General features: G+C 40.6%; 6 protein-coding genes. 5 read left to right on the top strand and 1 reads right to left on the bottom strand.

The genetic code is table 11. The features are described 5' to 3' along the window. The first annotated feature begins 385 nt into the window (after window positions 1-385). The 4 genes from AACU33_RS22900 (at window position 386) to AACU33_RS22885 (ending at window position 6,424) form a co-directional block, all read left to right on the top strand. Window positions 386-2,272 (top strand): alpha-amylase family glycosyl hydrolase, encoded by a 1,887-nt coding sequence (locus AACU33_RS22900; protein ID WP_096590844.1) that lies wholly within the window; start codon window positions 386-388, stop codon window positions 2,270-2,272. Window positions 2,273-2,426: 154 nt separating this feature from the next. Continuing rightward, complete coding sequence (locus tag AACU33_RS22895) at window positions 2,427-3,185, top strand: YebC/PmpR family DNA-binding transcriptional regulator (RefSeq protein ID WP_096590842.1); 759 nt, start codon at window positions 2,427-2,429, stop codon at window positions 3,183-3,185. A 1,337-nt stretch (window positions 3,186-4,522) separates the two neighbouring features. After that, window positions 4,523-4,735, top strand: a complete 213-nt coding sequence (locus AACU33_RS22890; protein ID WP_096590840.1) for a hypothetical protein — start codon at window positions 4,523-4,525, stop codon at window positions 4,733-4,735. A gap of 429 nt (window positions 4,736-5,164) precedes the next feature. Further along, window positions 5,165-6,424 carry an FAD-dependent hydroxylase gene (locus tag AACU33_RS22885; protein WP_096590838.1) on the top strand — a complete coding sequence of 420 codons (1,260 nt, stop codon included), beginning with the start codon at window positions 5,165-5,167 and terminating at the stop codon, window positions 6,422-6,424. A gap of 109 nt (window positions 6,425-6,533) precedes the next feature. On the opposite strand, the gene AACU33_RS22880 is transcribed toward AACU33_RS22885, so the two are convergent. After that, a complete protein-coding gene (locus tag AACU33_RS22880; protein ID WP_096590836.1) occupies window positions 6,534-9,368 on the bottom strand; it encodes a PAS domain S-box protein in 2,835 nt (944 codons plus the stop codon). Window positions 9,369-10,428: 1,060 nt separating this feature from the next. Here AACU33_RS22880 and AACU33_RS22875 point away from each other — a divergent pair. Further along, window positions 10,429-12,624: a lytic transglycosylase domain-containing protein gene (locus AACU33_RS22875; RefSeq protein WP_096590832.1), complete on the top strand. Its 2,196-nt coding sequence runs from the start codon at window positions 10,429-10,431 to the stop codon at window positions 12,622-12,624. The last annotated feature ends 733 nt before the right edge of the window (window positions 12,625-13,357 follow it).

Raw genomic sequence — 13,357 nt, 5'->3', positions numbered from 1 at the left:
TTATTTCAATAACACTTCGTTAAAATTGAGAAAAATTTTTGATATCTGACCTTTTTATCATTGAGACTGCTTTCTGCCTTTTCGTAGCAATAATTGTTCGTGCCGACCTACTTAAGTTCGTAGTCTCACCTCTTAAGTTCGTTCTTAAGTTCCTTAACTTCGGTTGTGATTCCGGAATGGAAGACGGAAACTAATGGTATCTCTTCAAGATAGACAAGTAGGAGCTTAAGGCCAGTAAGCCAGCGAATCCAGGCTAAGAATATGGATGTTGATATCGAAATGGGATGACTAAATTGCCTTGAGGAGATGCGATCGCGCTTGATGAGAAAACAACAGTGCAAATAGCGATCGCCAGAAATCTCAAAAAGTATTTGGGAAAAAGACTATGACGCAAGCATATCAAAGCCTCAACCAAATTGATTTGAAATCCATATCACAAGAATCAAAAGACTTTTTCGCCCCAGTACCATGTTCTTTCCCATCACCGACAGCCTGGGAAGATCGAGTCTTTTATTTTTTGATGCTAGATCGATTTTCCGACGATAATGAGAATGGATACAAGGACAATCACGGAAACCTTGTCCAGACTGGCACAACGCCGATGTTTACAGAAGCTGCTCGTAGCAATGCAATCAAAACAGAGGCGGATGCTGCCCATTGGCGTGATGCCGGAACAAAATATGTAGGCGGCAAATTAAAGGGAGTAACCAGCAAAATCGGTTACTTGAAACGGTTGGGAGTCAACGCCATCTGGATCAGTCCTATCTTTAAGCAGGTTGAGTTTCAAGACACATATCATGGCTACGGCATTCAAAATTTTCTAGAAGTTGACCCGCATTTTGGTAGCCGCGATGATTTACGAGATTTAGTTAAAGTTGCCCATGAAAATGGCATTCATGTAATTCTCGATATCATTCTCAATCACACAGGCAACGTATTTAGCTATGAGAATTCTGATACCCCGTGGAATGGAAATCCTTACAAAGTACAGGGATTTAACGATTTATCAGGTCATCCCACCCTTCCTTTCACCAAAACCGATCCCAAAAATCTGGCAACATGGCCACAAAGCTTAGATAGTGTATGGCCAGTTGAGTTCCAAGACCCCGCAGTTTTTACGTGTAAAGGACACATCAGCAATTGGGATTACGATCCAGAGTTTCGCGAAGGCGATTTCTGTGACTTAAAGGACGTGCATCACGGAACAGGAGATGCAGATAACTATCAAGTTGCTCCCGGACTCCGCTATCTCTGTGAAGTTTATAAATTCTGGATTGCCTATGCCGATCTCGATGGTTTCCGCATTGATACCGTCAAACACATGGATATTGGTGCAACCCGCTTTTTTGCTTCCGCCATCCATGAATTTGCTCAAAGTCTTGGCAAAGACCAATTTTTCTTAGTGGGCGAGATTACTGGCGGGCGGGAACGGGCTTTCCATACCAGAGAATTGACAGGTTTGGACGCGGCTTTAGGCATTGATGATATTCCCGATAAACTGGAGTACCTAGTGAAGGGGTGGCGCAATCCCAATGATTACTTCAGCCTATTCCGCAATTCCGTACTTCTTGATAAAGACTCTCACACTTGGTTGAGAGATAAAGTTGTGACGATGTATGACGATCACGATCAGGTGCGTAAGGGAGGAGAGAAAGCCCGGTTTTGTGCAGATCCAGATGCCACCAAAGTTGCTTTGAATGTATTGGCATTAAATGCCATGACCTTGGGTATTCCCTGCATCTATTATGGCAGCGAACAGGGTTTTGATGGACAAGGAGGAAGCGAAGAAAGCGATCGCTACATTCGAGAAGCAATGTTTGGAGGTGAATTTGGTGCATTTAGAAGCAAAGGCATGCATTTCTTCGATGAAGATTGTTCTATCTATCGAGAACTCGCCCAAATTCTCGACATCCGCAGCCAACACATTACCCTAAAGCGCGGTCGTCAATACTTAAGGGAAATTTCCGCCCCAGAAGATGGCGTAAAATTTGGTCTGCCACAGATACTTAATAATAATCGGATGCAATCGGTAATTCCCTGGTCGCGGATTCTCAGTGACAAGGAAATCTTGCTGGCTATTAACACCGACTATAACCAGCCCACGACCGCCTGGGTAACAATTGATAATGAACTGCATTCTCAAGGCGATCAATTGCGCTGCATCTACTCCACAGACAAGTCACAAATCGATCAAAAAATCAAAGTTGAAGCCAGAAACGGTAAAGCAGTATTAGTTAAAGTTCCTGCCGCAGGTTTCGTAATTTTTGAATAGGCAAGATTGTGGGATAAGTGAGGAGTATTACCCTTAAATCGCGATCGAGAGTTCATGGTCAATAGTTTGACTGTGGACTCTTTTGCCAACTGCCTTTGCATTTTGGTGAAACCTGCGTATATCCTAAATTTTGAAATAGAGTTAAGTTTAGGTTATGGCAGGACATAGTAAGTGGGCGAATATTAAACGCCAAAAGGCAGTAGTAGACGCAAAAAGGGCAAAGACCTTTACTCAGCTGTCACGGGCAATTATCGTTGCGGCGAGAAGCGGTATCCCAGATCCAGCAGGAAATTTTCAACTGCGGACAGCAATTGATAAAGCGAAGGCAGCGGGGATTCCTAATGATAATATTGAACGCGCGATCGCAAAAGGTGCAGGTACATTTGGCGGAGATAACAACAGTTTAGAAGCGATTCGCTATGAAGGTTACGGGCCTGGTGGTGTAGCAATTTTAGTTGAAGCGTTGACAGACAATCGCAATCGGACTGCTGCTGACTTACGCGCCGCTTTTAGTAAAAATGGTGGCAATTTGGGTGAAACAGGTTGCGTTAGCTGGATGTTTGAACAAAAAGGCGTTTGTACAGTCCAGGAAGTCGTTGATGAAGAACAGCTGTTGGAAGCATCTCTAGAAGGTGGAGCTGAGTCTTACGAAATGGCCGAAGATGAGATGGCGGAAGTATTTAGCGCCATAGAAAATTTAGAGACTCTCAACAAAACCCTCAACGACAAAGGTTTTCAAGTAACCGATACCGAATTGCGCTGGATTCCTAGTAATACAGTCGAAGTTACCGATCCAGATCAAGCGCGATCGCTTCTCAAGTTAATTGACACTTTAGAAGGTTTAGATGACGTTCAAAATGTGACCTCCAATTTTGAAATGGCAGAAAGCCTAATGGCTTTGAGTATTGTCTAGAAGAATATTGAGGGGCTTCCAAATAAAGCCGGGAAGAAGCATCTGGCACGTGTAGGTTTTTGACAACCATGCGGGAATAGGACAAAAAATATCAAGAAGAAAAAGCCGATTTCTGCGTTCAAATAAGAGTCCTAACTCACCCTTTGATGAAAAACCTACACTGTAACGCCGGGAGCAAAGAGAAAGCAACAGTTAAAAAATTTAGATAATTTATTGTTTAGATTTTCCTGACAGCCGAAAAATAGACATACAAATTTCACAGAGATTGCAAACCTATGACATATGGCTATGGGATAGTTTGATTGTTAATACATGGATAAAAAATTCACCTAAATAATTTGACTAAAGTTTTATTGTGCTTCTAAAAGCCTCTATCTCCTTTCTTAACTGTCTCCTGTTTCCTTCGTCATCCAATTAGGCTGCTATCAATTATTTCCTAGGCTGGCGAGCCATCTAGCAAATTTGTTTTTACTCTAGTAACACGCTGTTGATTATTTAAGCTTGCTGCTATGATGAAGGTTTTTTCTTTGAAGCCTTGGGTATATTTGCCATAAGATTTCTATATCAAAATAGACTAAGATCGGATGACATATAGAGCTAAAAAAAGAATTTTTTCAGAGAAAAATATAGAAATCTACATATAAAATTTATATAAAAAGCTAGATTAAAATACACTATTTTGCGATACTATAATGGTCTGCTATTCCCAGATATTGCAAAATATCTCAAATAAAGAAGTTGGCGTTAATTCCCAAGTTTGGCTGTATTTTTAGGTTGTATTAACCACAAACCTATTCTCTAACCAACGTTTGAGGTTCTGATACAACATCCTTCGCCAAGAAATAGTAACTGCTAATTTCTACACTCCATAGCAGAAAGAAAATTCTTTGTTTGATTTTCCCGTAACTACACACTATACCATTTGAGCCTGCTGCCTTCGGTAGCAGGTTTTTTGTCTTGTGAATTTATTATATTTAGCTTAAAAGCTTGCTTTCTTTAGGAAGCGGATCGTTTCGTAGTATGGGCTGAAGCCCTGATTTTATAAGTACTAAAGCACTTACTAAACACCCGTCAAACAAAATTGACAGATGAGTAATGTCATAGAAGTAAAGATAGTTTAAGCTTCGTTCATGTCCCTTTACATAGTTTTTCATTTAGGAATATTTATTAAGCTCAATTAGACTATTACAGCATCGGTAAAATAAAAATATATTTACAATTACTGCAAAGTCTATAGTAAAAATATCCACTAAAAATTCATAGAAAGAACAAATCACTGACATATGAATCTGGGATAGTTAAATCGTTGGTTCATTAATCGAGGAAATCACAAATCCATGATGAATAAGTTAGCTAAAGGTTTACTTATTGCTCTAGCGATCGCTACCCCTGTAGCTATGTCTGCACCAGTTTTCCAAGCGGAAGCTGCTACTACACATAAAACTACTCATGTAGCAGCAAATAAGGCTAATGGTGGCAAAGTTGTTAAGCATAAACATCACAGAAAACATCTCAAGCGTCATACTACTTCATCCATAAAGAAAAAGTAAGTTCTCTCGTTTAACTTTATGCTTTGAAAGCATTGATTACCTGGAGTTTCAATAGTTTATAGTAGCTTTTCAACATAGTTCGTTGTTATTTATCTTTGCTCAAGATAAAACTATTAAACTTCGCTGCGTTCCTCTGCAATCAGCGAGGTTTTTTCTTGTTTAAATAGAGTTAATCTCATGCATATTTAACTTACATATTGAGCAATAATTCATTAATGAGATGAAGTAAGCAGATTTATCTGTGAAATAAATCGCACATTGAAAATATCCAATCCCTCAGATTAATCAAAGGATTCAATTCTCAATCCAAACTTAGAAATCCCTTTGACATCTGAGTTTCTTAATTTTGAATTTTGAATTGATATAACTTGCTTTAGACCGCCCAATTGCGTAAGAATAAGAGTTAAGATGCTGTAACTTCTCTTAACAATGCCGCTAACACAGCTTTTGCAAACCCTAAACCCTCCCCAAACATCCACAGACAAGCGGGGATACGATTATGATTTGGTAATTGTCGGCGGCGGGATTATTGGATTAACCCTAGCCTCTGCCCTAAAAAATTCAGGCTTGAGTATACTGCTGGTAGAAGCCAAAGTAGCATCAGCCGCAGTAGCCAAAGGGCAAGCCTATGCAATTCATATGCTTTCGGCCTTAATTTACGAAGGAATTGGGATTTGGGACAAAATGTTGCCTCAAATCGCCAAATATAACCGCGTTCGCCTATCTGATGCTGATTATTCTCAGGTAGTGGAATTTAACACAACAGATTTAGGTACGTCAGAGTTGGGTTATGTAGCAGAACACCAAGCACTGTTGCAACCCTTACAAGAATTTGTGCGCGATTGTGCAAATGTGACTTATCTATGTCCCGCAGAGGTAGTTAATACACAGTACCAACAAGACATAGTAGCCATAGACATCAAAGTGGCAGAGCAAATCTGCACAGTTCGCAGTAAATTACTAGTAGCCGCAGATGGAGCGCGATCGCCGATTCGTCAAGCAGCAGGAATTAAAACTCACGGCTGGAAATATTGGCAATCTTGCATCGTCGCCTTTGTCCAACCAGAAAAACCCCACAACAATACCGCCTACGAAAAATTTTGGACTAGCGGGCCGTTTGCAATTTTACCGTTACCTGGGAATCGTTGCCGAATTGTCTGGACAGCGCCCCACGCCGAAGCAAAAGCCTTATGTGAATTGGATGACGAGCAATTTTTAGCAGAACTCACTCGTCGCTTTGGCAATCAGATGGGTAAATTACAATTATTAGGCGATCGCTTTATTTTTCAAGTACAACTCATGCAAAGCGATCGCTATGTCTTACCCCGTTTAGCATTAATTGGAGATGCAGCACACAATTGCCATCCTGTTGGCGGACAAGGTTTAAATCTAGGTATTCGCGATGCAGCCGCTTTAGCGCAAGTCATCCAACAAGCCAACGCAGCTGGTGAAGACATTGGCAATATCCAAATCCTCAAAGATTACGAACGCTGGCGTCAACGAGAAAACCTCACAATCTTAGGTTTCACCGATTTATTAGATCGGATGTTTTCTAACAACTTCTTACCCGTAATGCTAGTTCGGCGTTTGGGTTTATGGATTATGCGCCGAGTCCCAATGCTCAAAATCTATACACTCAAACTGATGATTGGGTTAAAAGGACGCACTCCAGAATTAGCAAAAAGGTAAATTTGTCAAGACTCAAGAGTCAAAAGGCAATAGTCATTTGTCATTGGTTATTTCTCCCCACACTCCCCACACTCCCCACACTCCCCACACTCCCCACACTTCCTTGTCCTCATCTCCCACATATCCTCCCTAGTAATGGCAGCGTCAACGTAAAGGTCGCTCCTTGTCCTTCTCCAGGGCTTTCTGCCTTGACTGTACCACCATGTAGCTCGACCAGGTAACGGACAATGGCTAATCCTAAACCCAATCCCCCAAATTTCCTGGTGTTTGTCCCATCTGCTTGTCGGAAGTAGTCAAATACATAAGGTAAAAAATCAGCACTAATGCCTTTACCTGTATCTTTCACCTGCAACTTCACCTGGGAATCTAAGGATGCTAAATGAATTTCTACACGTCCATTTGCCGGAGTAAACTTGACAGCGTTGGATAGTAAGTTCCAAACGACTTGCTGTAAACGACTTGGATCGCCATAAACTTGACCAACATCGGGTTCTAGTATCACCTGAAGCTGAATGCATTTAGCTTCAGCAGCTAACTGGACATTTTCTATGGCGGCGACGATTGTTGATGCTAGATCGACTTGAGTAATATTTAAGTTGAGTTTGCCTTGGAGAATGCGAGAGACATCGAGTAAATCTTCAATTAACTCGGTCTGAAGCTTGGCGTTACGTTCGATAGTTTCCAAGGCGCGGTCAAGAATTGCTTCATTATACTTTTGAGTCCGTAGTAACTTTGACCACCCCAAAATCGGATTGAGTGGCGTGCGTAGTTCGTGAGAAAGGACTGCTAAAAATTCATCTTTGAGTCGGTTCGCTTGCATCAATTGCTCTGTTTGCTGTTGCAACGAAACAACTAATTCAGAACGTTCTAGGGCGATCGCAATTTGGTCAGAAGTTGCTTGCAGCAGTGCGATTTCCTCTGGTGTAAAATGAGTTTTGGTGCGACTGCCAAAAGACAGTACGCCTAGTAACTTACCACGAGCAATTAACGGTTGAGCTGCGTAAGCTGTCATCTTCAAAGTGCAGAGAATCTCGGTATTTGGATGGGTGGAATGCTGTACATTGTTAACAATAATTTGACGCCGTGTTTGTGCTGCTAACCCACATACTGCTTGACCAATTTCCAGCCATTCAAGTGTCGGAACTACTCGATCCTCAACGCCACTCCAAGACTTTAAGTGCAATTTTTGCCTATTTCCTTGTATATCGATTAAATAGTTGAAGTAACAATGTAAATCCATCTGGGCTGAGAGTTTGCCGAACAAATCGTTCATTAACTCTAGAGGATGCTCAGTTGAAAGCAAATCGCTGGCTGTTTCTGAGAGTAACTTCAGTCGTTCGCTATGTTTTTGTAGAGCTTGTTCTGCTTGCTGGCGTTGTCGCAGGGCGCGTTCGCGTTCGGTAATATCAACTGCTACGCCTCCTACTAAGCGTTTTCCAGAAGCATCGGCAATGGGAAACTTATACACCAAAAAGTCGCCCATCGTGCCATCTTGCAGCGGCGCTGACTCAATCGCTTCCAGTACCTGATTTGTCTGCGCGACCTTTTTAATATTATTGAGAAATTGTTGAGCAACTTCTTTTGGGTAGAGGTCAAAAACAGTTTTACCGATCGCCTCGGTTGTTGCTAATTTGAATGTGCGGTAGTAAGTTGGGCTGAGGTAGAGTATGTGTCCTTCGCTATCTGTAATCCAGGCTGCCGCTGGGCTATTATCCATAAAAGTCTGAAATCGCTCTTCACTTTGGTGTAGCGCTCTCTCAGTTTGTTTGCGACTGCTAATGTCAAGAATAAAAGCGACTGATTGCTGTTGCGGTTCGCGCAGCAGAGAGTAGCCAACAACAACAGGTATGCGGGAACCATCTTTACGAATAAATTCTTTTTCATAAGGGCTACAAGTTCCCTTAACTTTGGCTTCAGCAATACCTAATTCATCTAAATCAAAGTATTCTGGTGGCGTGATACTTACCCAACTGAGTCTACCTGCTTGGAGATCGGCGCGGCTATAGCCAACAATTCGTAAAAACTCGTCATTGGCTTCGACAATGTTACCGTCTTCATTGCCAAAGAGAATTCCCACTAAATTCGCTTCAAAAAAACTTCTCAGCCGTTCTTGGCTAGCTCGAACTGCTGCTTCTGCTTCCTGGCGTTCGCGCCGCGCCACTTGCTGTTCGCTGATATTCTGAAAATATACGTTTATGCCCTCCTCTGAGGGATAAACGTGGATATCATACCAACAATCACAAGCTTGATAGTAGTATTCAAAGTTAATCGGCACCTTTTCCGTACAAGCGCGATGATATTGCCGATAAACTACAGTACTGTTGAACACTGGATATTGCTCCCAGATGTTTTTGCCCAGTAGTTCATGGCGCGGTTGTCCTAAGATGCGCTCCGCACAACTATTAATATAGGTAAAACACCAATTACAATCCAAAGAATAGAAAGCATCGGTCATGCTTTCTAAAATGGTGGTGACTTGCTCTTTTGCGGCTTTTAACTCGGCTTGCAATTGTTGCTGTTGCTGGACAGTTGCTTGACGCAACCGACTCATCTTGAGATTTATCTCAATGCGAGATAAGAGTTGCGAGTCAGAAAAAGGCTGACTGAGATAATCATCAGTTTCCGCTTCTAGCGCTTTCACACAAAGTTCTTCATCTGAATGTGACGACAGCAATATGATGGTGATATCTTGAGTTTGCGGATTCGCGCGCAGCGATCGCAATAACTCTAAACCATCCATTCTGGGCATGATTAAATCAGCGATTACTAAATCAGGTAGCGGCTTTAATTGTTGGATATTATTTAAAGCCTCTATGCCATCCACTGCTAGCTGGAGTTGATAACGTTGGCTAAACAACTGCTGCAAGCGATCGCGCATTTGTACATCGTTGTTAGCTAAGAGAATTCGAGCAGCAGGGTTATTTACTTTCGTTTCTAGAGTCACAGTCTCTGCTCCTCATTCTTCAAGTATTAGGTTACTAAGTATTTGTCTGAACTTTGTTAGATATTGCGCCAACGCCTGAAATCGCTTCTGTTGCGGGTTAACACAGCAGTTAGCTATCTGGAGTTGTCCTCCATGTATAACAGTAGACTTTGGCAAAAACAGATCAATTTGCTGCCGCAGATCGAGAAATAAATCTAAAATGTTCAGCAGCTTTCTTACAGACATCTTATTTTTTAATTTTTATATATAGAATGAAGAATAAGACAAATATTGTGATATTCGTCTCTTACTTAGGAAATATTTTAAAGATGAATATACTTTTTGCTCTATCTCTTCTCTCTACCGACATATGCACTATGCCAGTGTATGAATACATCTGAATCATTAGATTTGAGTATACTTATATTGATTTTAGCGCTTGTAAATTAAACTTTTTATTAGTTATAAATTTAGGCATAAAATAATTTCAAAATATATAATAAAAGTAATTATTTAAATTTAGAATTTTTTTGTTAGTAAATGTTTGGCTACAAAAATGAATATTTATCTTAAAAATAAATGTATATATTCTAAAAAAATCTAAAAATAGAAAATATAATTTAAAATTTGCGAATTTGATATAGATTCTCTTTAAAGATAATTACGCTGAGTATTGGCAGTGTTATATCAGTAAATAGGCTGATATCTTATAGAGGTATAATTATATTTTTTTATAAAAATCTATTGAAATTCCAGATTTCGCAGTTTCTACCTCTAATTCGTAAGCTCATAAATTAAATAGAATAGCTAGGAATACCTAGAGACATAAATAAATTAACTTTCATTAAGTGTATTGCCTAACGCTACATTTCCACCCAGATCTGGCATATCCTCTACTGATAGATAGATGTCAGGGGATCGCTTATGCGCTAGAAGTAAGTCCAGTCCTAGCAAATCTAAGAATTTACAGATTTGTACGCTCTAAGATGAGATTAAAAATCAAAAATGAAAAAGTGGCGACACTGACCGTCAGTAATGCTAAAGTTTCAAGAAATTCACCTGAAATTTTCAGCGGGTATTCATGCTGAAGCAGCTTAAAAAAAATCCAATTCCTCTAATTGCTGGTGCAGGACTATGTGCCTTTTTAGCCGGGGCTATGGTGTCAGCACCTGAGATTGGAAAATCCTTAGGGCAATGGCTAAAACATGGCAATAATTCACCTGAGCAGATATCGGAAACCACTAAAGCCAAATCAGCCGTATACCCACTGGTATCACAATCTCTGCCAGAACGAGCCGCAAAACTAGCAGATATCGCCCAAAATTCTCGTACTCTCGATCGAGAGCGTGCGCGTTATTTGTTAGCTAGCGATTACATTGAAAGAACACAAGCGAAAAAAGCACTGGTTTTACTAGAAGGATTGGATAAAGACTATCCACTCCTCGCCCCTTACATTTTGCTGAAACAGGCCCAAGCCGAGGATATGTTGGGTGAAGATGGCAAAGCTTCAGATCTGCGGCAAAAAGTGCTGAAACAGTATCCAAAAACAGCAGCAGCAGTGAAAGCCATCTATTTAATTGCGCAACCAAAGCAACAGGATTTAGCGATCGCGCAATTTCCCTCTCATCCTCTAACCTGGGAAATTATCCGCAAGCGCCTCGAACAAAACCCCAATCAGCCGCAATTAGAATTAATTTTGGCAAAATACGCCGCTAACCAACCAGGAACAGTTGCTGTCTTGGATAACTTAGCAAAAGGTTTTACTCTCAAACCCGAAGATTGGGAAATTATTGGTACAGCTTACTGGACAAACAACATATTTGATAAAGCTGCCAATGCTTATGCGAAAGCTCCCAAAACACCACTTAACCTCTATCGTGCTGGACGGGGTTTGCAAGTAACAGGTAAGGAAAAAGACAAAGCGATCGCAATTTATAAACAACTGGTACAGCAATTTCCCGAAGCGCCAGAAAGTGGCACAGCTTTATTGCGGTTAGCAGAAATGGCAAAAACCCGTAAAGACGCTTTACCATATCTAAACCAAGCGATCGCCAAATTTCCTGATGCAGCTAGTAAAGCATTGGTAGAAAAAGCCAAAATTTTCCAAGGACTCAAGGATAATAATTCAGCCCAACAAGCATGGCAATTACTGATTTCTAAATACGGCAATTCTGATGAAGCCGCAGAATACCGTTGGAAAATCGCCCAAGAAAAAGCCGCAGTTAGAGATTATGCAGGTGCTTGGCAATGGGCAGAACCAATTACCACCAACAACCCTACTAGCATTTTGGCTCCCAGAGCAGGTTTTTGGGTAGGTAAATGGGCAACTCAATTAGGAAAGCAGCAAGAAGCGAAAACCGCTTATGAATATGTAATTAGCCAGTTTCCTTACTCTTACTACGCATGGCGATCGGCTGCAATCTTGGGGTTGAATGTCGGTAACTTTAATACCGTGCGTCAACTCAAGCCGGAAGTAGTTCCACCGCAACGTCCTGTACCAACTGCTGGTTCGGAAACTTTCAAAGAATTGTATCTGTTAGGACAAGACCGAGATGCTTGGTTGCAATGGGAGACAGAATTTCAAAATAAAGACAAGCCGACGGTAGCCGAACAATTCACCGAAGGTTTAATGCAACTAGCCAGAGGCGAAAATAAATTAGGAATTGATACGATTTCTAAATTAGAAGATCGAGAAACCCCAGAAGAACAAGCCGAATATCAAGCCCTCAGCAAACAAAGCATTTATTGGCAAGCTCGTTATCCCTTTCCTTATCTGCAAGAAATTGAAAAGTGGTCTAACGAACGTCAACTCAATCCTTTGCTAGTAACTGCTTTGATTCGTCAAGAGTCGCGGTTTGAATCTAAAGCCAAATCCATCGCTAATGCTATGGGGTTAATGCAAGTTTTACCAAGCACAGCTAATTGGATCGCTCCACAAATTAAGGTAGATAGCAAAAAACTTCAGCTAGAAGATCCGAACGACAACATTATGCTGGGAACTTGGTATTTGGATCATACCCATCAGCAATATAACAATAACTCCCTGCTTGCGATCGCTAGTTACAATGCTGGACCTGGCAACGTTTCCAAATGGCTGCAAACTATCCCCACCCAAGATCCAGATGAATTTGTCGAAAAAATCCCCTTTGATGAAACTAAAAATTACGTGCGTCAAGTCTTAGGTAACTATTGGAATTATTTGCGACTATACAACCCAGAAATTTCTGCCTTAGTCGGACAATACTCAACCGCGCATCCTAAATTGCCAACGCAGTGATTTTTGATTAAGCTGTTACGCATTTAAATTGTATATATTGCGGCTGGTTTGACAATATTTAAGAGTCTAGACATCAAAGGCTAGCTTGTAATTTGTAACACCAGTCGCACTCTACCTACTACCCTACGGGGACGCTTCTTACAGCGAAAACCCGCCCAATGCAGTGGCTCTCTTGACCTTGGAAAGCCCTAACATAAGAATATTAAATCTAGGCACGCATCAACTTAACGATTGCAATTATTTAAAAGTTTGTAATTATAGCATCGTAGAAAAATACACTATGCAACAGTGAGAATGGCCACTCTATTAATTTGAAGTATAAGCATATTTATTACGGTATCTAAAAGACTATAAGATCTACGTATATATATTGAGGATTTTTTTCTTTTTTTTATAGTAAGCTTTAATACTAGCGGCTAATCGTTAAACAGTTTTATTACTGAAAGTTAGTCCTATCAGGGTTTCATAAATAGTCTCATAGTAACTGAAGGCTGATTAGCTTAGGATCTGTGCATTTTTTTAATGTGCGGTGCATTTATCTACGCTATAGCAGACTTAAAACTATAAACATTAAAGCTTAATTACCAAAGCTTTACTTAATTTTCTAAATACCTATGACGAAAGCATAGAGGGTATTTGGAATGAAAATATTAGGGTAGCAGCAAAACAGTATTTTTTCAAAAGAGCTAATTATTAGATGATTAGCTCACAAAAAAACTCGTTATTTAGGAGG

The sequence above is a fragment of the Calothrix sp. NIES-2098 genome (assembly GCF_963875125.1).
GTDB lineage: Bacteria > Cyanobacteriota > Cyanobacteriia > Cyanobacteriales > Nostocaceae > Aulosira.
The sequence above is the reverse complement of the archived record's forward strand: the minus strand, read 5'-3'. Positions and strand labels throughout refer to the sequence as shown.

Bases quoted from the DNA above. Each gene is read 5' to 3' on its own strand.
- AACU33_RS22890 (WP_096590840.1), top strand. From the start codon at position 4,523: ATGATGAATAAGTTAGCTAAAGGTTTACTTATTGCTCTAGCGATCGCT.
- AACU33_RS22900 (WP_096590844.1), top strand. From the start codon at position 386: ATGACGCAAGCATATCAAAGCCTCAACCAAATTGATTTGAAATCCATA.
- AACU33_RS22885 (WP_096590838.1), top strand. From the start codon at position 5,165: ATGCCGCTAACACAGCTTTTGCAAACCCTAAACCCTCCCCAAACATCC.
- AACU33_RS22875 (WP_096590832.1), top strand. From the start codon at position 10,429: ATGCTGAAGCAGCTTAAAAAAAATCCAATTCCTCTAATTGCTGGTGCA.
- AACU33_RS22895 (WP_096590842.1), top strand. From the start codon at position 2,427: ATGGCAGGACATAGTAAGTGGGCGAATATTAAACGCCAAAAGGCAGTA.